Raw genomic sequence first — 22,715 nt, 5'->3', positions numbered from 1 at the left:
AATATCTTCATTAACGCATGAATGCGTTAATCCCTCCAATTTAGAAGTATTAACGAAACTAATCCGTTTAATTCCATCATCCCAGCATGGCTATTATTAATTTTTTTCATCGTTTGCTTATAAAGCTATGGTAATCTTCCAAATTACCCAATCCACCCCACCCCAAACCAAAAAAAAAGAGCCCTAACGGCTCTTTTGAATATTGTCTGAAATGTGGAAAGCTTATTTGATAAAGCGCATTCTATAGTCCACATCTACTTTGCCTTTGGTGATGTCCATAAGCTTGGTTTTGAGTAGGCGTTTTTTGAGGCCGCTTAGGTAGTCGGTAAAGAGGATTCCTTCTAGGTGATCGTATTCGTGCTGGAATATGCGGGCTGCATAGCCGCTCAGTTCTTCAGTTACCTCTTGCCAGTTTTCATCGTAGTATTTGATGCCCACTTTCTCGGGTCTGTAAATATCCGCACGGATGCCGGGGATGCTCAAGCAGCCTTCTTCCATGCCCCATTCATCGCCAAACTCATCGAGTAATACGGGGTTGATAAAGGCTTTGCGGATGGGCGATTCATCTTCGTCCTCGACCATAGGCGTGCTATCGATTACGAACAGGCGTACTCCTTCGCCCACTTGCGGAGCTGCCAAACCAACACCTTGAGCACGCTCCATCGTTTCAAACATATTTGCAATCAGGCTTTTCAAATCGGCGCTATCTTGCGGAATATCCTGCGCAAGTTTCTTCAAAACTGGGTCGCCGTAAGCTACTATCGGTAATATCATAAGTTACTTTTCGATTCCATGTAAGACTGCAATATAATCGCAGCGCTTACTTTATCTACATTTCCTTTAATTCGTCTATTGGCCTTGCTCATTCCTCCCGCTATCATCGCTTGCATAGCCATTTTGCTGGTATAGCGCTCGTCGTGCCATTCGTAAGCCAAACCCGGAAACTGCTTTTCGAGTTCCTCCACAAATTTCTGCACCGGCACTGTACTATCCGTATCTCTTCCCATCAAATCGATGGCTTTTCCAATCACCAATTTATCCACCTGCTCCGTAGCAGTGTATTTTTTCAAAAAAGTGAAAATATCCTTGCTGAGCACGGTTTCTAGCGGACTGGCTATTATTTGCAATGGATCGGTCACGGCAATACCTACCCTTTTCAGACCATAGTCTATCGCCATCAATCTGCCCATCTTAGTTGAGTTTCACGCGGTCATCGAGCATGCGTTGCGCACGTCGTTCCAGTTCCAACGCCTTGGGAAAGAGGATTTCATTTTCCACTTTGGCATGCACTATCAGCATTTGCTCGAAGTGCTGCAGCTCGCTATACAATACGCGCAGCTCCAAACTCATATCGTCCGTCAGCTGGTAATTGTTGGTAATATTGCGGATGCCTTCCATCTCATCGTCATGCACATCGTGCTCGATGGCATAGCGCTGCAATGAGTGCTTGTTGAGATTGAAAAAGAGTTTGCCGGGATTGTAATTGCCCTTAAGCGCTGTATCCAGCTCCATAATATAGGTGAAGAAAGTATCCTCTTCTTTGTAAATATGATGGATAAAATCCTCCACAAAAAGCGGAAATACAAACTTCAGGTCTTCAATCAAGGCCTGCATTTGCTTATCCTTATCTTGAATATGGTTGATCAGCTGCGCAATAAATGGAAGCTTTTTCTTGACAAAAACATGGTGCGTGTGTTTCAAATACTCAATCACCAATGGCACAGGATACGACAGCAAAAAGAGATCGAATTCCTCCCCTTTTTTGGTCACATTTTCCAAGCTTTGCACCACTTGGTCGAGCTTGAGGCCATGCGCATCGCAAACCTCCCGCAGAGTTTTGTCTTCGTAATCGTAAAATCCCACCCCAAAATAGTAGAGCACAGAGGCATAGACATAGTTTTCGTTGACTAAGTCGTTGATCTTGCGCTGTCCTAAAGGGAAAGAATTATTTTCCATTCAACAAAGATAGAGATTACATCCACAAAAAAGTCTGCCATTGGTCATAGTTTTCTAATTTTCCCGGTGCAATGGAGCATTTTTTATCATTGTAGATGAAAAACTAAGCTATTCAGATTCTGTTCGATTTTTGCTTGAAACCACAGATGGGTGAAATTGCCCAATCAGCATCAAAATGAAATTATTACGAGAATTAAACAATAAATTTGAAATGTGGTACTATACCTAAGTATTTGTAGGCCATAGAGCTTGGCCGCAAGCAAACGAAAAGCGGGAGGAATGCGTTTATAGCAACCATCCCAACCTTTTCCATTTTTACGGCAATATTATATCTTGAAGCTAATTTTTGAAAAACGAAGTGAGCGAAACTAAAAATACGAAGACCGCAATTAACCTCCCGCTGTTTGTCGGCTTGGCACTGGCAGCCGGGATTATAATAGGAGCCCAATTCAGCAAACCCAAACTCGACTCTACCGAAACGGTGATGAAAAACACGCTCAAACTGCGTGAAGTCCTTTTCTATCTCGACCGCGAATATGTGGATTCGGTAAACACCGATGATTTGGTAGAAAAAGCCATTAGCGGATTATTGCAAAATCTGGATCCGCACTCATCCTACCTCCCGCCCAAAAATGCTGAACTGGCCACGGCAAACCTCCAAGGCACATTCGATGGAATAGGAGTGGAGTTTAATATGATTCGAGATACGCTCACCATCATGGGCGTGGTTCCCAATGGTCCATCCGAAAAAGCCGGCGTTTTGCTCGGCGACAAAATTATTACCGTAGATGACGATACCATTGCCGGGGCAAATTATTCTAATCAAAAGATAGTAGAAACCCTACGTGGCCCAAGAGGCTCATCGGTGTATGTGGGTCTGCTGCGCAAAAACGAACCTGAATTGCTAAGCGTAACGATCCAAAGAGATAAAATCCCGCAGAAATCGGTAGATGTGCACTACATGGTAAATGACGAAATTGGCTATGTCAAAATAAGCACATTCGGTGCAGCTACCAGCGAGGAGTTTAGAATTGCTCTGGCAGATTTGAAATCGCGCGGCATGACCAAACTGATGGTGGACTTGCAAGGAAATCCGGGTGGCTATGTAAGTGCTGCCGAAGCCATCGCCGATGAATTGCTCGGTAACTCCATGTTGATCGTATCGCAAAAAGGAAAGCTGGAAATGTTTGATAAAGATACGTATGCCATAAAAGATGGCTTGTTCGAGGAAGGGCCGCTCGTATTGTTGGTAGATGAATATTCGGCATCGGCTTCGGAAATATTGGCGGGAGCGATACAAGATAATGACCGTGGATTGATTGTAGGTAGAAGATCGTTTGGGAAAGGCCTCGTACAGCGCCCAATCAAACTGGCCGATCAATCGGAGCTACGACTTACCATCGCTCGATATTACACGCCGAGCGGGAGGAGTATTCAGCGCTCCTACGAAAATGGCCGCGCAGCTTACAGCCAGGATATCGCCAATCGCTTGTCCAACGGAGAGTTTTTCCAAAGCGACACCACGCTGTTCGAAGGCAAACCAAAATTCGAAACGCTGAGTGGCCGTCCGGTATATGGCGGTGGCGGCATATTGCCCGATCATTTTGTGCCATTAGATACCAGCCAAAATTCTGCTTACCTCAATAGGCTTATCGCTTCACAAGTGATGCGCGAGCTAGCACTTGAAGTGGTAGACGAAAGAGGTGCGGCACTTAAAAACATGGAATTCCGTGAATTCGATCGAAATTTCAAAGTAGATGTGAACCTGATGAACAGGCTATTGCAAATGGCAAATAAGCAGAATGTGGAGTTTAGCCAAAGCGATTTCGATAAATCGAGAAACAAGATAGCGGGTTATTTAAAGGCCTTTATCGCCAAAAATATCTATGGTGATGCGGGTTTCTACCCAATTATCAATAACATGGATGAAGTTTATAAGATTGGTCTTACCTTGTTTGAAGAAGCAGGCGTATTGGCCAAAAAATAAAATAATTACACCATGACCTATTATCACAAACTTGGGCAAATACCTCCCAAGAGGCATACCCAATTCAGACAAGAAGATGGCAGCTTGTATGCAGAAGAGCTCGTGAGTTCAAGGGGCTTTTCAGGCATATATTCTAACCTTTATCATATCACACCGCCCACCAAAGTAGCCAAAGTGCTCTATCCAGAAAAGTGGGATAGTGAAATAGACAAGGAGTATCCGCTGCTGCAAACGCACCTCAATACAAGTGGCGTCACCAATACCGGCACAGATTACCTAAGCGCCCGCAAAATCCTGATGAAAAATCAAGATGTGGCAATGGGGATTTGTATGCCATCGGAACGCAAAACCGATTATTACTACAAAAATGCCGAAGCCGATGAGTTGATCTATATTCACGATGGCAACGGCAAACTACATTCGCAATTCGGCACGCTCGATGTCCGCAAAGGCGACTATGTAGTCATTCCGCGTACGACCATTTACAAATTCGAATGGCAAGAAGGTCCACTTCGCTTGCTCATCGTAGAGTCGGCTTCACCCATCGAAACAGTAAGTCGTTATAGAAATGAGCTTGGGCAATTGCTGGAACATTCGCCCTATTGCGAGCGCGATATACGTCCGCCTATGTCGCTAGAGCCTGAAACGGCCAAAGGCGAATACCACATGAAGATCAAAAAAGGTGGCTATTTGCATCATTATATTTATGAGAATAGCCCATTCGACTTGGTAGGTTGGGATGGCTATTTGTATCCGTATGCGCTGTCAATTTACGACTTTGAGCCGATAACGGGTCGCATCCATCAGCCGCCTCCGGTACATCAGACTTTCCAAAGTGCAGGCTATGTGATTTGCTCCTTCGTGCCTCGCTTGTTCGATTACCATCCGCTCGCCATTCCTGCGCCTTACAATCATAGCAATATCGATTCGGATGAGGTGCTGTACTATGCCGAGGGCGAATTTATGAGTCGCAAGGGAATCGACAGAGGTTCATTCACATTGCATCCAGGTGGATTGCCACATGGGCCACATCCAGGCACGGTGGAGAAAAGCATCGGTGCAAAAGAAACAAAGGAATATGCGGTGATGTTAGATACTTTCAGACCTCTATTTATTACCAAGGAGGCTAGAGAATATTTAGACCAAAATTACCCAATGAGTTGGAATGAGTAGATTTTTCGAGCAAAATAGCTTTTATAAAATTACATTAATTGGACTCATTTTGTGGCTCCCTTTGCAATTGGAGGCGCAAGATGAGTCTATTTATTATAAAGTGATCCATCCCGAAACCAAAGCAGAATCGTATCTCCTGGGCACTTTTCACACCTATCCCGAAGGTTGGTACGAAGTGCCGCGGGAGGTAAAAGAAGCGATGGCAAAATCCACCCGCCTTATTACGGAGATCGGGATTCCAAGCAATACTAGGTTTAGCAGAAAAGCATATAAGGTCACTCGATACAGAGGCAAGAAAACGGTCATGGATAAGCTAAACCGTAGCACAAAGGAAAGTTTCCAAAAGTATCTGGACGAGAATATTGGAGGTTCCCAAGCCGCAAAACAAGCATTACTCAAAACAAGGCCTTATTTCATGTATGGTAGAATGTTTTCCTTGCGATTTTCCGATAGCCTTATGCGCATGGAAGCACAACTCGAAGCATTGGCCAGAGAAAACGAGATTCCTGTACTCGGATTGGAGCCTGACGAAAAGCGGATATTAAGATATTACCGAAAATATGCCCGCTCTAGTAAACATTACAATTTGGATATATTAGCCGAAAGACAAATGTTGAGCAGTGCCAAGCTCTTTGGTGAATACCTCGAAGGCGACATTGCGGCAATGAAAAAATCGGTGGGAGGAGCAAGCAAAATGGCCGTGGAGCGCAACACCTATTGGGCACCGCAATTAGTAGAATTGCTGCGCGAGCCCAGTTTTGTAGCAGTAGGTACCGGTCACCTCATTGGCGAATTTGGTGTGAATGAATTGCTCAAGCAGCAAGGATTTATTGTAGAGCCAATAGCGCTCAGCCATCCACTTCCACAAGCGCTTATAGATTATTTGGAGGAGAACAAAGTGGAGCCGAATTCTGCCGAATAATTATCTACCTTAAGTCATTGCCTCAAAAGAAATTAGCTTAGATTTGCGCCCTTTAATCAATTTTTATGAAGGGCTTATTTACTATCTTATTGTTATTGCTTTCCAATACTTTTATGACCTTCGCTTGGTATGGTCATCTCAAATTTTCCCAAATGAAATGGTCGGCAAACCTTGGCCTGTTTGGGATCATTCTGATTTCATGGGGCATTGCCTTTTTCGAATATACTTTAATGGTGCCAGCCAACAGAATCGGCTTTAAGGAAAACGGCGGTCCCTTCACCTTACTGCAATTGAAAGTGGCGCAAGAGGTCATCACGCTGCTGGTATTTGTGGTGTTTTCGCTCTTCTTTTTCAAGACAGAGCAATTCCGCACCAATCACCTGATTGGCTTTGTGTTTTTAATATTGGCCGTTTATTTCATGTTCAAGAAATAAGGTATAATAGCATTTTTTCTTAACTTCATCTTATGAATGAATCATTAGCCAAAAAACTGAAAATAAAAGCAGGAATGAAGGTGATTCAATTTGAGCCTCCTGCCAGTTTTAGGGCCACCTTGGGTTTAGGGGTATCGAGGGATTTTACCGCAAATACTGCAGATGTTTTGCTTTTTTTTGCCCTCCATTCCCTTAAGCTCAAAAATTATTTCCAGCAGGCCTATCAAGCGGTGAAGGACGATGGGCTTATTTGGATTTTGTTTCTTAAAAAATCTACTGGTATCCAAAGCGACCTTACACGAGATAATGGTTGGGAATCCGTGGAAAATATTGAAATGAAGCCACTGACCTTAGTAGCCTTTGATAATAACTGGTCGGCATTTGGTTTTCGCAAGAAAAAGGGAATGACGCTAAAAAAATGGAGAGCAGAAGTTCGTAGTAAAGTAGATGAGAACCCATATATCGACCAGAAAAATAGGGTTGTCCACCTACCCAAGGAGTTCAAAACCCTCCTAGAAAAGGAACCCATAGCAATGGCCAATTTCCAAGCCCTTTCCTTCACCAATCAGAAAGAAATGATTGAATGGATCACCACAGCTAAACGCGAGGAGACAAAAAATGATAGGCTGAAGAAGAGTGTAGAGAAGCTAAAGAAATTGCTCTAGCACATTTTTTTAACCCAAGACAAATTTATTTGAGAGTTTGTTATAGGACTATTCGCTTATTAAGAATTGTACTCGTAATCCCCAAAATTCATAGAGCACACCTACATCGGCAGACGTGTATTTTTACATCTTTCATAATCGACTTAGGTCTCAATTATTAATTAAATGAGCAGTGATTAACGATGAAAATGGAGCAATAAAACTGCAATAAAAACTTTACACATAAAGAAAGTTAAGCTAGAAAAAACTTTACTTTTTATATTTTTCATCGTTATACATAGGAGGCCAAAATGACACCGAATATGAAGAAAAAAATTGTGATCGTTGGTGGAGGGTTTGCTGGAATATCGTTTCTAAAAGAAATTGACACAGAGTTATTTGAGGTTTTTTTAATTGACAAACTAAACCATCATCAGTTTCAGCCATTGTTTTACCAAGTTGCAACTTCTCAGCTTGAGCCTTCTAGTATTTCATTCCCCTTCCGATATATTTTTAGAAAAAATAAGGAGATACGCATAAGGCTCGCCAATGTCAATAATGTTGATGTTAAGAATAATAAACTCCATACTTCGATTGGCGAATTCAATTATGACTATCTAATCCTTGCGATGGGCTGCAGTACAAATTTCTTCGGAAATGATGAGATTAGTAAACATGCCTACACATTGAAATCAACCTATGATGCCATCACAATTAGAAACCAAGTATTACAGAATTTTGAAGATATCATTAACGACTCGGATAATGCAAAAGAGGAATTATTAAACATTGTAATTGTTGGAGCTGGACCAACAGGCGTCGAATTGGCTGGTTCTTTCGCAGAAATTAAAGAAAATATTCTACCAAGAGATTTCCACAGAATCGACTTTTCAAGGCTTAAAATATATTTGATTGAAGGAAGTAAAAATACGCTTAACAGCATGAGTGAAAAAAGCCAAAGTGATTCAAGGAGATACTTGAAAAAACTAGGTGTAGAGGTATTCACGGAAACAATCGTAAAATCTTATGATGGCGAAACATTGACAACCGATACCGGTAAAGTTTTAAAGACGAAATTCGTTATATGGGCTGCGGGAATTATTGCCAATTCAATGGCAGGCATACCAAAAGAAGCTATTAGGAGAGGGAATAGATTGAAGGTAGACCGAGTTAATAAGTTAGATAACAGTGAAAACATATTTGTTTTGGGCGACATGGCTTATATGGAAACGCCTAATTACCCGACAGGTCACCCTCAACTAGCCAATGTTGCCATTAATCAAGGGAAAAATTTGGCTCAGAATCTAAAAAGAATTGAATTAGCAAAACCTTTAAAAGAGTATGAGTACAAAGATTTAGGAACCATGGCTACAATTGGAAAGAATAAATCAGTTGTAGATTTACCTTTTGTACATTTAAAAGGGTTTTTTGCATGGTTAATATGGATGTTTTTACACTTAATGCTAATTCTTAGTGTACGCAACAAACTTATTGTTTTTATTAACTGGACTTGGGCGTATATCACCAAAAATACCGCATTGAGAATTATAATTAAAGAGAATAAGTGACCCATAACGAGTATCTATAGGTAGAATAAAAGATAGCCATTAAATACTGTGTTTAGGTGAACAACATATAAAAATGGTTTCGCACCTCAAAAATCATAGAGCGTACCTAACGGCACGCTGATTCACCTAATTCCACAATTTCCTACCCATAATTGTCCCAAACGGGACATTGTACAATAGCCAACCGTTTGCCATTTGCAATGTCGAACTACCGACAAGGAGGATTTGTAATCCGACTGGAAATGTAATCTGTAAACCTTTCGGGCAAGGCATATCTGAAATTGCTTAAAACACATGATGTAGAGTTCGATGAAGAATATATCTTCCATCCCATTGAATGAAAATATGCTGAATCATTCTACCGCACTTTCGTAGAGTATCTTCATTGGCTCCGGATTACAAATTCCGAACAGAGATCAAACATGATCAGAGGATATATTGATTCCCATCTAGAACAGACAATAATGGTTTGAAGAGAAAAGAAGAAGAAGAAAAAGTAAAAAAGCACGACCGCACCACAATAGCTAAAGCAAATGCTGACTTCGCGCAATCGTAAACCTCAACTTTGACGATAACAAAATGCTTTATGGTCTAAGCAGTACATGCCTTAGCATGATCGTTGTGTGCAATTTGGCTACGTTACCAAGATTTGGTACATTTGAGTAAAATCATAGGCAAAATGGGAAAAAACACATCAATATCACTCGGAAATCATTTTGAGGAGTTCATTAGAGAAGAAGTAAAATCCGGAAGATATGGTTCTGTTAGCGAAGTTATTCGTTCAGCCTTGCGACTTTTGGAACGGGAAGAAAAAAAAGAAAGAGAGCTGATTAAAGCTCTTGAAGTTGGCGAACAAAGCGGATTTGTTGAAAATTTTGACCCAAAGGAAAATCTAGCTGAATTACATCGTCAAAAGGTATGAGTAAAAACAAATACCGAATAAGTAAACAAGCGATTGATGATTTAAATACTATTTGGATTTATACTTTTAATAAATGGTCTAAAGAACAAGCCGATAGATATTATGATTTAATAATCGGAGAGATTGAATTTATTGCAGATAACTATTTGACTGGAAAATCTGTAGAGCAAACTCGAAAAAACTATAGAGTAATGAAAATCAAATCGCATCTGATTTTTTATAGAAAAGTTGAGAATGAAATTGTAGAAATCGTTAGAATATTACATCAAAGAATGGATGTAAAAAAACGACTGAAATAAATTAAACTACCACAATGCCAACTGTTCGCCATTTGCAATGTCGAACAACCGATAAGGAGGATTTGTAATCCGACTGGAAATGTAATCTGTAAACCTTTCGGGCAAGGCATATCTGAAATTGCTTAAAACACATGATGTAGAGTTCGATGAACGATTTGTTTTACACTCTATTGAATGAAATAGACAGGAGGATAATTATCTTCCATTTCAGCAAATTGCCATTCTTGAGAGGACATTTTCTAAAAAATTTAAATGGGAATCGTCAATTACTTACCTTTACTTACGGAGAGGATGTTCCTAATCTGATAGGAACTAAATAGTCTCTTTACCATGCCGCCAATGCAAGAATGCCACAGCTCATTTGATCTCAATTAATAAATAAAAAGTGATTTTAGCGTCTGCACAAACAAATTCCTTCCGCTTTGATATTCAGAAGAATTTGGATGAACACTACGCCAAGATTGAATTGGCCGCAAGTAATGGGGCAGACTTAATTTTATTCCCTGAATTATCTATCACAGGATACAAAACAGAAAAGGTTAAAGAGTTAATTTTTAACGAGAACGATTTAAGACTAAATGGCTTAAGAGAACTATCTGTTAAATATAAAATCATCGTCATTGCCGGGGCACCCATTCAAATTAATAATGACTTATATATTGGTGCTTTTATCATCAAGCCGGACGCTAGCCTATCGATATACACAAAACAGTTTTTGCATACTACTGAAGACAAAATTTATCAATCATCTTTTGATTACAATCCAATAATAGCGATTGAAAATGAGCGCTTATCGTTAGCTATCTGTGCTGATATAAATAATCCAACGCATCCTGAGAATGCAAAAAAGAATGATGTTTCGATCTATTTGGCAAGTATATTTTTCGAACCTCATGAAATGCTGCGTGCCTATAATATACTTTCGAGCTATGCAGCGAAGCATTCAATGCATGTATTAATGTCCAATTACACAGGAAAATCATGGGAAGTGGAAGCAGGTGGGAAAAGTGGGTTTTGGGATAGAGATGGACGATTGATTGCCAATATGAATGAACCTGATTCAGGCATATTGTTGGTTGAAAAGGTTAATGGCAAATGGAGTCGAAAAGCGTTATCCAACATTCAAAAAGTATGATAACTAATATGAGCTTTTGGATACAGCTTGTGTATTGTTTTATCCTTTAATGAGCCACTTTAATAAATTTGCTTCATTAAAGCTCAATCCGTAGAATTACACAATGTATAATTGTGTCTGACATTGAATAAATTGATGTAGGTAGTTATGTATTAATACGCGTCGTTTGATATCCGTTCCCAATTCTTTCCAAGATTCTAAAACAAGTTTATTGTATGAAAATTTTAGTAATAGAAGACGAAGAGCAATTGATACAAAGCATTCGGGAATCACTTGAAAAGGAAAAATTCATTGTAGAGGTTGCTACAGATTATCATAGCGCAATTGAAAAGATATTTATCTACGAATACAATTGTATTTTGCTAGACATAATGTTGCCAAATGGCAGTGGTCTGGACATTTTGGGCGCATTAAAGAAAGAGGGAAAAAGCGAGAATGTCATAATTATATCGGCTAAAGACTCGCTAGATGACAAGCTTGCGGGCTTAGCCTTGGGGGCAGATGACTACCTTACGAAGCCCTTTCATCTGGCAGAACTTAATGCCCGCGTAAAAGCTGTCCTACGCAGGAAAGACTTTAATGGCAAAAGCTTAATAACATTTGCTAACCTTGCTTTGGACATAAGTGAGCGACAGCTATTTGTTAATGGAGAGGAAATTCCGCTCAATCGTAAAGAATTGGATATGCTTTACTATTTTTTGCTTAACAAAAACAGATTGGTGACTAAAGCAGCTTTGGCAGAACATGTATGGGGAGATTATACTGACCAAGAAGACAACCTGAATTTTGTTTACTATCAAATCAAAAATCTTCGTAAAAGATTGAACGAAGCTAATGCCGACATTGAAATTGAATCTATTTATGGGGTTGGTTATAAATTGACAGGAAATGAAGCTCCATAACCAGTCGCTAAAGTATTTGTCTATTTCAATTTTAGCTATTGTTACCATTTGGGCCGCAGTTTTTTATGTGAATATGCTCGGCGAAATAAAAAGCAGTATAGATGAAGGTTTAGAAAACTACAAACGGCTAATTATTCAAAACGCAAAAATGGATTCATCCATTTTAACCAAGAATTACTTTGATGAAAGCTTCTTTAGCATTTCCTCCATAGAAAAACAAATGGCCTTTGCTATCAAAGACCGCTATCAAGACACCATTATTTATATGCAAGATGCGGATGATCAAGCGCCAGAGCCTGAGCCCGTCAGAATGCTCACAACGGCTTTTGAGATTAATGGTCACTATTATATGCTAAAAGTGGCTAACTCTATGGTAGAGGAAGATGACTTGATCAATGAGCTATTTTGGGATGTGATATGGCTTTATTTAATACTTATTTTGGGTATTGTTTTAACGAACAATTTGGTATTAAAAAAACTCTGGCGACCCTTTTATCATTATCTTAATCAGCTTAAAAGTTATCGACTTGGCAGCAGTGAAAAACTGCCGGAAGCGAGTTCAAAGACAAAAGAGTTTACAGATTTGCAGGTAGCCGTCAGCACTTTATTACAGCACAGTATTACTACTTTTAATCTGCAAAAGGAGTTTATTGGAAATGCTTCGCATGAATTGCAAACACCCTTAGCCATGATTTCCAATAAGCTGGAATTGTTGTTAGAAAACAATGATCTTAGCACCAAACATGCGGAAAAAATTGCCGAAATTTTCCTGATTGTCCAACGTTTGATTCGCTTAAATAAATCATTGCTTTTGCTTTCTAAAATAGACAACAAGCAATATTTCAATCAGCAGCAGGTTTCAATTGATTCGATTGTACATCAAGTACTCCACGAAATAGAAGACATTGCAACGCATAACAACATTAAAATATCTGTTTCTCAAGCCAGCAGTTTAGATGTATTAATAGACCCCACACTTGCACATATTGTAGTATCAAATCTTCTGAAAAATGCGATTGTACATAATATTGAAAATGGGACAGTCGAAATTAATTTTTCTATAGATTCCTTATCTATTTGCAACACTGGGAAAGATCAAGGTTTAGATAGTCAAAAAGCATTTCTCAGGTTCCAAAAATCAGGATCAGAAACTAGCGGAACCGGTCTCGGTTTAGCTATTGTCAAAGCTATTGTAGACTTATATGAGTACCCGATTTCTTACCAATACAGCAATGGCATTCACTGCTTTACAGTACGGTTTGTCAAGTCCTAACTTTACAAGATATCATTCCCAACTCTTTCCTAATTCAATAATTTGCTTTGCGGTATAATTTAAATTTTTATACCAATGAAAAAGCAGGTTTTATTCATTATCGCTATTGGAGTATTTAGCGTTTGTAAGGCTCAAGATATTCCACAAAGCCAAGTTCCTTCAATAATTTTGAATCAATTCAATGCACAATTTCCGGATGCGACAGATATAGCGTGGGAAATGGAGCGCAAACAGTACAAAGTAGAATTTGAAACAGGGTGGAATAAGGATCATGAGCTGTGGTTTGACATTAATGGGTCAGTCATAAAACACAAAGAGGAGATTACAAAAGAGGAGTTGCCGACCGAAATCAAGAGCAAAATCAACAATGACTTTAAGGGCTATTCAATTGATGATTTAGAACGTATATCTGAACAAGGTAGCATCCTGTACAAAATGGAGCTCAACAGCCTTTTTCGACAAGACTGGAAGATGGTTTTTGACAAAGCAGGCAATGTTGTAAGTAAAACTGCTGACTGATGCGATATTGCTTATTATTCCTTCTCCTATTGATTGTGTATATCCCAAGCTTTGCCCAGCATGGTGATGATCAAGGTGAAAATTGGTTTGACAAAATTCACCTTGGTGGCTATATGCAAGTACGCTATAACAAATTGTTTGAAAGTAATTCAAATCTTGGCTGTGAACAATGTGATGAATATTGGGGAGCAGCGGGTGGTGGCTTTTCACTTCGCAGGTTACGCATCAAGTTTTATGGGCAAATTAGCCCCCGAATATATGTGTACTTTCAGCCGGATTTTGCTAAATCCGTTGGTGAATCCATTCATATTGCTAAAGTAAAGGATGCCTATTTTGATGTAGGAATTGATAAATACAATACGTTTAGAGTTCGGATAGGTCAAAGTAAAGTGCCTTTTGGATATGAAAACATGCAATCCAGTAGGGATCGTCTCCCATTGGATCGCAATGATGCGTTGAATAGTGCGGTAAAAGATGAGAGAGATTTGGGCATATTTTTTTACTGGGCCAGCAAAGAGATCCGAAGCCTTATGAAGGAGCTCAAACCTTATAAGCATTCAGGGGATTTTGGTGTCTTTGCATTAGGCATATACAATGGTCAGACTTCCAACCATCCTGATTTGAATAATCAGTTCCATATTATTTCTCGTTTTTCATATCCTATTGTTTTGGGCAAGCAAATAATAGAACCGGGTATTCAAGCTTATTCGGGTAAATATGTGATAAGAAATCATAGCTCAAAAATAAATGTAAATCAAGATGGTTATCCTGATCAGCGAATTGCATTATCTTTTGTATTGTATCCCAAGCCTTTTGGCATTCAAACTGAGTATAATTTTGGAAGAGGGCCTGAGTTTGAAAAAGATTCAGACACAATAGAGATAAAGCCACTAAATGGAGGCTATGTAACTTTTTCCTATTATGCCGGGAATGGACTTATTCCATTTTTAAGGTTGCAGAATTATAAGGGTGGAAAGAAACATGAATTGGATGCAAGGAGCTATACTGTAAGGGATGCTGAAATTGGGGTTGAATGGCAACAATTTGACTATTTTGAATTAGTCGTAGCCTATACTATATCAGACCGTAGGTATGAGGATTTTGAGCTTCCCGTCAATCATCAAGCAGGAAGTCTGGTTCGACTTCAGGCTCAGCTTACGTTTTAATTGCAGATGGAGCAGCATCAAACACTTTGCCTTTTTAGGTATTGAATATATGAGGCTAGTTTCGCTTCTCAAAAATCAACTGTTTGCCATTTACAATGTCGAACTACCGATAAGGAGGAAATGTAATCTGTAAACCTTTAATGCATACCTGAAATTGTAGAAAACACATGACGTAGAATTCGATGAACAATATATTTTCAATCCCATTGAATGAAAATATGCTGAATCATTCTACCACACTTTTACATAGCATCTTGATTTATCAATGGGTTTGTAAGGAAGCAAAGGCTATATTTAAAAAGATAAATATGACATCCCTATCTAAAAATCATGTATGGAAAATTCAGAGCCTGTAGAAGATAAAGAATTAGAAGCCATAATAAAGGATGAGAAAGTACAGAGAGCTTTGAGCGAAAACGCAATAGCTCCGCAGAAGGAAAATGCGGTTGCTTTAGAAAAAGAGGCACCTTTGCTTGGCCTAACGACCATCATATTTCTAGTATGTGGAGTCATATATTTTCTATTGGGCTGGAAACGATTACCCATTTCCAGCATTTATATTCCACTGGCGCAAAAAGTGGTGCTGGCGGTCATGTTGATTTCTCTCGTGTTGACGGCTACAAGGCTTCTGAAAAAGGTATTTGGTCGCAAAATAGAAGATAAAACCACTGTCTTTAATTTCAACCGAATTGCAGACTTGTTTGCAATCATCCTCATACTAGGTATTATCCTTTCGCTGCTATTTGCCAATTGGTATGCAACGATGGTTTCATTTGGTATCGTGTCCCTAATTCTCGGTTTTGCGCTCCAAAATCCCATTACCAGTTTTTTTGGATGGCTCTATATACTAATTCGAAAGCCCTTCGAGGTAGGTGACCGCATACGCATTGGCAATGTGTATGGCGATGTCATAAATGTAAGCTATATCGATACTACTTTATGGGAATTTAATGGTGATTACTTGTCTGGCGACCATCCTAGCGGACGTATTATAAGATTCGCTAACTCAAAAGTATTTAGCGAATATGTTTATAATTATTCATGGCCATTATTCCCTTTCATCTGGAATGAACTGAGCCTTTTTATCTCTTACGAAAGCGATTTCAAGTTTACCAGTGAAACCATAAAGCGAATAGTAGAAATCGAAATAGGGGAAGCAATGGTGAAGCGAGTAAAGCGTTTTAAAGTCATATTGAAAGATACTCCTGTAGATGAATTAGAGGTAAATGAATACCCTTCAGTAATATTAAAAGCTCATACCAATACTTGGGTGGAAGTGATCGTGCGATACTTGGTAGAACCTAAAAAGTCAGGCAAAGTAAAGCAACGCCTGTTTGATGCCGTGATGGTTGAGCTAAAGAAACATCCAGAGAAAGTAATTTTCCCAAATACAAAGGCGACGGAAAAGCAAAGCCAACAAACATGATGAGGATTTAACACAGCTTCAGGGTTCTTAATATACGAAATACAGATAGGGTAATTAGTATATTATAATATCAAGCGGAACCAAAACCATTTGTCTACCCATAAAGGGAGATTACTTGGTAATCCTAAATGATTAGTTATGGCCACAGCTAGTTGTAAAGGACTAAACCTCCCGCATTTTTCAAGGGACCAAAGCTAAGCGTAAAAATTTACTATTTTTAATCGATCATACTTAGTATAAATGGATTGTCTCATTGTTAATTCTAATTGCTCATTGGCTAAAACAGTATTTTCAATATTTGATAGAGGTGTTTTTAAGTCACTAATAATCATAGCATTAACTATTTTTTCAAGCCCAATATATGCGCAAGATTTTGCTGCAATTGCTAAAAGCATTATGGAGAAAGATAGCATTCCTGCAATGGCTTTTGCTATTGTAACAAAGGACAGCATAATCATCAAAAGTGTATTGGGTCATCATAAGATTACAGAATTGGATACCGAATCGAATGTGAATCCTAAAGACTACTTTCATTTGGGTTCAAATACAAAAGCAATAACTGGTTTTGTCGCAGCGAAATTAGTCGAGGACAAATTGGTAAAATGGGACACAAAGTTTTTCGATTTATTCCCGGAAGTAAAAGACAAAGTAAATCCAGCATATTCAATGATTACTTTGGAAGATTTACTGACTCACCGTGCTAAAATACAGCCTTTTACAAGTGGTGTAGAGTATCAGAATTTACCGCCATTAAAAGGAGATAAACAAGAAAAGCGGGAGGGATTTGTGGAATATGTATTGACACTTTCACCAGTAGAAAGCAGCAATAGCTTCAATTATTCTAACGCCGGTTACAGTCTTGCTGCTTTGATGCTTGAAAAGGTTACGGGGCAGTCTTGGGAAGAAATGATTTCGGAAGTGCTTGAAAGAAAATTGAAGATAGATGTTGTCTTCGGTTGGCCCAATCGAAATTTTGAAAATGAACCTTATGGGCACTGGCTTGAAGATGGGAAGTTAGTCCCCGTACCGCCAAGTACTGCCTATGATTTGAGCATGGCAGAGCCGGCCGGTGATTTAAGTATGAATATCGATAGTTATGCAAAATATATTCAACTCCATTTGCAAGGGCTATCAGGCGAAACGAATTTCTTGAGACCTGAGACGTATAATCATTTGTTTACGGCAAAGGATGACTATGCTATTGGCTGGGGAAATTATACGAAAGATGATCAGCTAATTTCAGAACATGCAGGGTCCGACGGAACATTTTTTACTTATGCACAAATAGACAGAAAGAGTCTAATTGGCTATATTGTCATGGTAAATAGTGGGAGTGAATCAGCCCAAAAAGGAGTGTTTGAAATGATCAATAAAATGAAGACAAGTGCCACTTCTGTGAATGAGTAGAAAATAAATACAGAATGTCGAATACACAGTGAAACTGAGGCAAGACGTTCTATCAGATAGGTATAAATAGCTGAAATAATGAAACAGATGCGCAAAATAAAATTGCAAGTTCAAATGTCCGTTGATGGTTTTATCGCCGGACCTAACGGAGAAATGGATTGGATGGTCTGGAATTGGGATACCCAACTTAAAGACTATGCAGGGCAATTAACAGACTCAGTGGATTGCATAATTTTGGGTAGAAAATTGGCCGAAGGGTTTATTCCATATTGGTCAAGTAACCCCCAAGAAGAGGGAGCTGAAACCATCAACAAATTACCTAAAGTAGTATTTACAAATACCCTTAAACAATCAATTTGGGAAAATACCACTTTAGCCACTGGAGATTTAGTAGAGGAAATTACAAAGCTTAAAAAGCAAGTAGGTAAAGATATCATTGTTTATGGTGGTGCTGATTTTGTAGCAAGCCTAATAGAACATCAGTTGATAGACGAATTTCATTTCTTTGTTAATCCTGTCATTCTTGGAAAGGGAAGAATAATTTTCAATGCTCAAGCACAATCTAACTTGACGCTTATAAAAGCTATTGGGTTTGAATGTGGCATTAGCGTTTTGAATTACCGGCTAAAGCAAGACAATTGATTTTTGGAGTGAAACCTAATTTAAAGTGCATTATACATAAGCTTTGAGAAGTGCCCTCAAAGTCTGATAAACTTATTTAAGTCTACTATGACTTTCCTGCATCAAAGTTTTCTATGCTTTTGATGTTACAGATGTTACATGTCCTCCATGCAATTGCTTTTAATTATTGGGGAATTAAGCAGGGGCATCTGAGTTCCATCTACAAATCTATTCATCCGGATCAACAATATGCTGTAGGGTTTTAAACTAATTAAGATTGAAGCCCGTCCTTACCACCAAATAGCAAAGGAATGTAGCAAGGTGTTCTCATTCGATAATCTGAATATTATATGAAAAGCAACCAAACGAAATGGATAGTAGGTTTATTTATACTTGTGCTGTTTGGTTGCAATAGGGCAACTCAAGGGCAGGAAGTGACGCAAGAAGGAGATTATCTCATCCAAGATGCATTAATAGAAACAAGGGATGGAGCAATCATTTCTGCGATTATTGTGCGGAAAAATAACGAGAGTACGCCAAAACCTGTGATCTTACAGAGCACCATTTATGTGCGAAATAGCGGGAGGGATCTAAGGTCATTAAAGCAATCTGTAGATGAGGGCTATGTAGGCGTAATAACTTATGCAAGAGGCAAATACTTAAGCCCTGAAGAAATATGGCCTTACGAACATGATGCTAACGATACATACGATGTAATAGACTGGATTAGTAAACAAGAATGGTGTGACGGACGCATAGGAATGTTTGGCGGAAGTTACAATGGCTTTACGCAATGGGCTTCGGCCAAAAAGCTTCACCCAGCACTTAAAACGATCGTTCCTTATGTAGCTAATAGACCGGGCATGGGTTTGCCTATGGAGAATAACGTTTTCATTAACCCAAATTATGAATGGGCATTTTATGTAGGCAACAATAAATATTTAGACACAATTGCTGGAAATGATAGACAGCGGTTTAGAAATATGATGTTTAAATGGTGGGAAATTGGAGCGGCATACAATCAGTTAGACAGTATTGACGGAACTCCAAATAAGTGGTTTCAACGATGGATAAGCCACCCCTCATTTGATGAATATTGGCAGCAAATGGCACCTTACAAAGAAGATTTTGCTCAAATTGATATCCCGGTTCTTTCGATTGATGGATATTACAATGACTCACAAAATTCCGGATTGTATTATTTACGTGAGCATTATAAATACAATGCAAATGCAGAGCACTATTTAATTATTGGACCATACAGTCACTTCGGAGCTCAAAACAATGGGGCAGAAGAAATAAACGGCTATAAAGTTGATGCAGATGCTTTAATTAACACGAATCAGTTAACGTATGAATGGTTTGAATATATCTTTTACAAGGGAGAGAAGCCCGAAATATTAAAAGATAAAATCAATTATCAAGTGATGGGAGCGAATGAATGGCGAAGTGCCCCTTCTATAGAGCAAATGAGCAATGAGAATTTGAAATTATACTTGACCACAGATAAAAGCGATGATATTTATTCATTAAAAAACGAGCGACCCATAAAGCCGGCTTTCCTGTCTCAAGAAGTGGATTTTGCTAATCGAGAAATAAGTAACAACAATTATTATCCTGACCCAATAATTCGAAAGGAAATGGATTTGAGTAATGGGTTTAATTTTATTAGCGAACCATTCGAAGAAGCTATTTTGGTCAACGGCTCATTTATCGGAGAGCTACATCTCAGTACGAATAAGCAGGATTTAGATTTTGGAGTTACCCTCTATGAAGTGATGCCTAATGGCGAATTATTTCATTTATCATATATCATCGGACGTGCCAGTTACGCTAAGGATATAACAGAAAGAAGTCTACTGCCTCCAAATGAAATTGTCAATATCTCGTTTTCAAATACACATTTGGTAAGTAAGAAATTAAGGAAAGGAAGTCGCTTGCTTGTGTACATTAATGTTAATAAGAACCCATTTTCTGAACTAAATTATGGCTCAGGCAAAGAGGTGAGCAAAGAATCAATAAATGATGCAGGTGAGCCTATGATGGTAAAATGGTACAATACGAGTTTTGTGGAAGTCCCTATTTATAGAGATAAATAATTGTTAATCAGATAATATATTGCTTTATTCGTACGGATGAGATAGGCATGCTAGTCATCCCTGTAAACCTAAATTTTCCTAATTTTCTCAGGAAGCCCAAGATAATTGCTTTTAGCTAATTAAAATGGGTCATTTAGGTTGAATACAGGGCGCATTGGATGTAAAATAAACTTCCAACCAAACCCAAGTTAACGATGAAAGCAATACTAGTTTTTTTATTCTTATTATTTACCAGCACAATAATGAATGCACAAGATCAAGATCCATGGGCTGAGTATATGACTCCATCGGCCATACATTCCTTGCTTTCACAATATACAGGAAGCTTTACGATGGAAATTACCATGTCGATGGGTGAAGGCAATGAACCTACTGTCATTACGGTAGATTCCGAACATCAAATGCTACTTGGCGGGAGGTTTTTGGAAATGAAGCAACAAGGGTTAATGATGGGGATGGAGTATCAGGCTATGATGACTTTGGGATTTAATAATACAGACAAGAAAATGGCATTGACCACCATTACAAATATGGGTACGGGTACATTGAGTTTGTATGGCGATTGGAACGAGAATACAAATTCAGCGATATTACTTGGTACTCTGACAAATCCAGTTTCGAAAAGCACCATTAATGTTAAGCAAGTAATAACCTTTGTGGACAACAACATACTATTGATTGAGAGCTTTGATAAAGAAGGCGATAAGCCTGAAATAAAAACTGTTCAGTATAAATTGATTAGAAAAGTTTAATACCTGAAACGGCCAACTAGGAACACTTTAAGTAAATCAGAATCAAATAGTTGAATTTGGTTGGGAATTACTGCTTTCAATTTCCATAGGTTACCTCATTTTCTATCTTAATCTTACGAAGCATAATTTACTTGCTCATAACTTTTAATTCTTTTGCCTTCTATTCAATTTGTGTCTTTTTGCTAATTTTCCTTCTTCTACCAAACAGTAATAGCTTCTTTTGGGATAATCCTAGAGGATATAATTTAGATATTGCCGTTGGGGTATCTGCATTTATTGTACCTGTCGTATTTTTGTCACACCTATTGATCATAAAAACAAGCCTCAAAAAAATTGCAAAAGTATTGATGAACTCTATTTCTACTGTGGAATGCGATAATAGAAATTAAACTTTAATCCAGCAGACGGCGAAATAATCTTGTATATCTCTACGGCGGAGGCATTAAACAATTCCACCTTTAGAATTTAGAGTGCTATTGTATTAAAAATTCACAAACAACTACTTTCTAGGCAGGCCCCATTTTTCAACTAACTCGGCATTAAGACCACCTTCTTTAGGGTTTGGTTTTCCTTTTCCGCTGGCAATCAAACTCTGCAAACTCCCTTGGATATAGCTTGTCCATGCATCATGGCAAACATCGTAGCATTCGTATGTAGGCACCAATCCCTCATGTGTGAATTGCATTTTTGTCTTTTCACCTTCTTCGGAAATAGCAAAAATGAGTTTGGTATTTATCCATTCGCTTTTGTCTTTGGTAAAGCTGAAGTGGTTATCAACAACCTGATAAATGAGTTTTTCGAAGGGCACTGTTTCAATAAGCTTTATTTTACACAAATGCACGTCCTTGTAGTGATAGAAGAATGTTTCGTTGAGTTTATCTGTAATGCCTTGAATTTCCTCAGACCACCATGCCCGGAAGTTTTTAATCGCATTGAATACCGTTTGAGGATGTTGGTCTACCAGAATAGTTGTTGTGAAATTTTTACTCTCTATCATCGTATTATTATTTAGGTTGTTTCCATTAGATTTTCCTGCTGTGAAATGCTAATCATTATTAATTCATTTTTTCTGCGTTAATCAATTGAAGCAATTTATTCTGCAGATACTGTGTCCATGCTGGAGCGCAGTTGTTATAGCACTCTTTTTGGGGAGTTAAGCCCAGATGGGTAAAAACTAATTGGGTTTTGTCCCCTTCTTTTGAGATTTCAAAAATTACTTTTGTTCCAGTCCATTCGTCAGTTTTCTCAAGGAAACTGAGTTTACTTTCCGTAATAAGCCAAACTACTTTTTTGTTAGGGGTTAACTCTACGATCTTTTGCTTACTGAAATGCAGGCCTTCACCCGCGTGGAAGCTGAATTCATCACTGAGTTCTTCAGTATTTCCAATAAATTCTTCTGAGTAATATCCCGACCACCAAGCACGCACATTATTAATAGCCTGAAATACAGTATTTGGCGATTGATCTGTTAATAGTGTGAGTGTGAAATCAGATGATGTCATTTTCTTAA

Annotated in this window: 24 protein-coding genes; 18 read left to right on the top strand and 6 right to left on the bottom strand. The window is 38.6% G+C overall.

Going from position 1 to position 22,715, the window contains the following annotated elements:
* Positions 1 to 222 precede the first annotated feature (222 nt).
* Genes def through ACOXY8_RS08045 form a run of 3 tightly spaced genes read right to left on the bottom strand, consistent with a single transcriptional unit; the run spans position 223 to position 1,956 of the window.
* Positions 223 to 774 carry a peptide deformylase gene (gene def, locus ACOXY8_RS08055; protein ID WP_458331058.1) on the bottom strand — a complete coding sequence of 184 codons (552 nt, stop codon included), beginning with the start codon at positions 772 to 774 and terminating at the stop codon, positions 223 to 225.
* The gene (gene ruvX / locus ACOXY8_RS08050) at positions 771 to 1,190 is read right to left on the bottom strand and encodes a Holliday junction resolvase RuvX (RefSeq protein ID WP_458331057.1); all 420 of its coding nucleotides are present in this window, start codon (positions 1,188 to 1,190) and stop codon (positions 771 to 773) included. The genes def and ruvX overlap by 4 nt, the downstream gene beginning before the upstream one ends.
* A 1-nt stretch (position 1,191) precedes the next feature.
* Entirely contained in the window at positions 1,192 to 1,956 is a 765-nt protein-coding gene (locus ACOXY8_RS08045) for an iron-sulfur cluster repair di-iron protein (RefSeq protein ID WP_458331056.1), read from the bottom strand.
* Between the two features lie 346 nt (positions 1,957 to 2,302).
* On the opposite strand from ACOXY8_RS08045, the gene ACOXY8_RS08040 reads away from it, so the two are divergent.
* From ACOXY8_RS08040 to ACOXY8_RS07975, 14 genes are all read left to right on the top strand, one after another.
* Positions 2,303 to 3,943 carry a S41 family peptidase gene (locus tag ACOXY8_RS08040; protein WP_458331055.1) on the top strand — a complete coding sequence of 547 codons (1,641 nt, stop codon included), beginning with the start codon at positions 2,303 to 2,305 and terminating at the stop codon, positions 3,941 to 3,943.
* 12 nt (positions 3,944 to 3,955) lie between these two features.
* Positions 3,956 to 5,116, top strand: a complete 1,161-nt coding sequence (locus ACOXY8_RS08035; RefSeq protein ID WP_458331054.1) for a homogentisate 1,2-dioxygenase — start codon at positions 3,956 to 3,958, stop codon at positions 5,114 to 5,116.
* Complete coding sequence (locus ACOXY8_RS08030; protein ID WP_458331053.1) at positions 5,109 to 6,038, top strand: TraB/GumN family protein; 930 nt, start codon at positions 5,109 to 5,111, stop codon at positions 6,036 to 6,038. Before ACOXY8_RS08035 ends, ACOXY8_RS08030 begins: the two co-directional genes overlap by 8 nt.
* A gap of 65 nt (positions 6,039 to 6,103) precedes the next feature.
* Complete coding sequence (locus ACOXY8_RS08025; protein ID WP_458331052.1) at positions 6,104 to 6,472, top strand: DMT family protein; 369 nt, start codon at positions 6,104 to 6,106, stop codon at positions 6,470 to 6,472.
* 32 nt (positions 6,473 to 6,504) lie between these two features.
* Positions 6,505 to 7,137, top strand: coding sequence for a YdeI/OmpD-associated family protein (locus ACOXY8_RS08020; RefSeq protein WP_458331051.1), 633 nt, complete (start codon positions 6,505 to 6,507; stop codon positions 7,135 to 7,137).
* A 302-nt stretch (positions 7,138 to 7,439) separates the two neighbouring features.
* Positions 7,440 to 8,684, top strand: a complete 1,245-nt coding sequence (locus ACOXY8_RS08015; protein ID WP_458331050.1) for an NAD(P)/FAD-dependent oxidoreductase — start codon at positions 7,440 to 7,442, stop codon at positions 8,682 to 8,684.
* Between the two features lie 679 nt (positions 8,685 to 9,363).
* Positions 9,364 to 9,606 carry a type II toxin-antitoxin system ParD family antitoxin gene (locus ACOXY8_RS08010; protein ID WP_458331049.1) on the top strand — a complete coding sequence of 81 codons (243 nt, stop codon included), beginning with the start codon at positions 9,364 to 9,366 and terminating at the stop codon, positions 9,604 to 9,606.
* Positions 9,603 to 9,905, top strand: a complete 303-nt coding sequence (locus tag ACOXY8_RS08005) for a type II toxin-antitoxin system RelE/ParE family toxin (protein ID WP_458331048.1) — start codon at positions 9,603 to 9,605, stop codon at positions 9,903 to 9,905. The genes ACOXY8_RS08010 and ACOXY8_RS08005 overlap by 4 nt, the downstream gene beginning before the upstream one ends.
* Positions 9,906 to 10,290: 385 nt before the next feature.
* The gene (locus ACOXY8_RS08000; RefSeq protein ID WP_458331047.1) at positions 10,291 to 11,040 is read left to right on the top strand and encodes a carbon-nitrogen hydrolase family protein; all 750 of its coding nucleotides are present in this window, start codon (positions 10,291 to 10,293) and stop codon (positions 11,038 to 11,040) included.
* A 215-nt stretch (positions 11,041 to 11,255) separates the two neighbouring features.
* On the top strand, positions 11,256 to 11,942 hold the full coding sequence (locus tag ACOXY8_RS07995; RefSeq protein ID WP_458331046.1) for a response regulator transcription factor: 687 nt from the start codon (positions 11,256 to 11,258) through the stop codon (positions 11,940 to 11,942).
* On the top strand, positions 11,929 to 13,215 hold the full coding sequence (locus ACOXY8_RS07990) for a sensor histidine kinase (protein ID WP_458331045.1): 1,287 nt from the start codon (positions 11,929 to 11,931) through the stop codon (positions 13,213 to 13,215). The genes ACOXY8_RS07995 and ACOXY8_RS07990 overlap by 14 nt, the downstream gene beginning before the upstream one ends.
* Before the next feature lie 75 nt (positions 13,216 to 13,290).
* Complete coding sequence (locus tag ACOXY8_RS07985; protein ID WP_458331044.1) at positions 13,291 to 13,734, top strand: PepSY-like domain-containing protein; 444 nt, start codon at positions 13,291 to 13,293, stop codon at positions 13,732 to 13,734.
* Positions 13,734 to 14,900, top strand: coding sequence for a porin (locus ACOXY8_RS07980; protein WP_458331043.1), 1,167 nt, complete (start codon positions 13,734 to 13,736; stop codon positions 14,898 to 14,900). The genes ACOXY8_RS07985 and ACOXY8_RS07980 overlap by 1 nt, the downstream gene beginning before the upstream one ends.
* A gap of 334 nt (positions 14,901 to 15,234) precedes the next feature.
* The gene (locus tag ACOXY8_RS07975; protein WP_458331042.1) at positions 15,235 to 16,326 is read left to right on the top strand and encodes a mechanosensitive ion channel family protein; all 1,092 of its coding nucleotides are present in this window, start codon (positions 15,235 to 15,237) and stop codon (positions 16,324 to 16,326) included.
* 194 nt (positions 16,327 to 16,520) lie between these two features.
* Here the strand turns inward: ACOXY8_RS07975 and ACOXY8_RS07970 are convergent, their stop codons facing one another.
* Positions 16,521 to 16,721 (bottom strand): hypothetical protein, encoded by a 201-nt coding sequence (locus tag ACOXY8_RS07970; RefSeq protein ID WP_458331041.1) that lies wholly within the window; start codon positions 16,719 to 16,721, stop codon positions 16,521 to 16,523.
* Position 16,722: 1 nt separating this feature from the next.
* Here ACOXY8_RS07970 and ACOXY8_RS07965 point away from each other — a divergent pair, with 1 nt between their 5' ends.
* From ACOXY8_RS07965 to ACOXY8_RS07950, 4 genes are all read left to right on the top strand, one after another.
* Positions 16,723 to 17,733: a serine hydrolase domain-containing protein gene (locus ACOXY8_RS07965; RefSeq protein WP_458331039.1), complete on the top strand. Its 1,011-nt coding sequence runs from the start codon at positions 16,723 to 16,725 to the stop codon at positions 17,731 to 17,733.
* 87 nt (positions 17,734 to 17,820) lie between these two features.
* Positions 17,821 to 18,375: a dihydrofolate reductase family protein gene (locus ACOXY8_RS07960; RefSeq protein WP_458331038.1), complete on the top strand. Its 555-nt coding sequence runs from the start codon at positions 17,821 to 17,823 to the stop codon at positions 18,373 to 18,375.
* Positions 18,376 to 18,704: 329 nt separating this feature from the next.
* Positions 18,705 to 20,453 carry a CocE/NonD family hydrolase gene (locus tag ACOXY8_RS07955; RefSeq protein ID WP_458331037.1) on the top strand — a complete coding sequence of 583 codons (1,749 nt, stop codon included), beginning with the start codon at positions 18,705 to 18,707 and terminating at the stop codon, positions 20,451 to 20,453.
* A 194-nt stretch (positions 20,454 to 20,647) separates the two neighbouring features.
* The gene (locus ACOXY8_RS07950) at positions 20,648 to 21,205 is read left to right on the top strand and encodes a DUF1579 family protein (protein ID WP_458331036.1); all 558 of its coding nucleotides are present in this window, start codon (positions 20,648 to 20,650) and stop codon (positions 21,203 to 21,205) included.
* 499 nt (positions 21,206 to 21,704) lie between these two features.
* On the opposite strand, the gene ACOXY8_RS07945 is transcribed toward ACOXY8_RS07950, so the two are convergent.
* Both ACOXY8_RS07945 and ACOXY8_RS07940 read right to left on the bottom strand, forming a co-directional pair.
* Positions 21,705 to 22,202, bottom strand: a complete 498-nt coding sequence (locus tag ACOXY8_RS07945) for an SRPBCC family protein (protein WP_458331035.1) — start codon at positions 22,200 to 22,202, stop codon at positions 21,705 to 21,707.
* A 58-nt stretch (positions 22,203 to 22,260) separates the two neighbouring features.
* The gene (locus ACOXY8_RS07940) at positions 22,261 to 22,707 is read right to left on the bottom strand and encodes an SRPBCC family protein (protein ID WP_458331034.1); all 447 of its coding nucleotides are present in this window, start codon (positions 22,705 to 22,707) and stop codon (positions 22,261 to 22,263) included.
* Between the last annotated feature and the right edge of the window lie 8 nt (positions 22,708 to 22,715).

Source organism: Peijinzhouia sedimentorum, from assembly GCF_049340005.1.
Lineage (GTDB): Bacteria > Bacteroidota > Bacteroidia > Cytophagales > Cyclobacteriaceae > CAXBDP01.
This window is presented reverse-complemented; position numbering and strand designations above follow the sequence as displayed.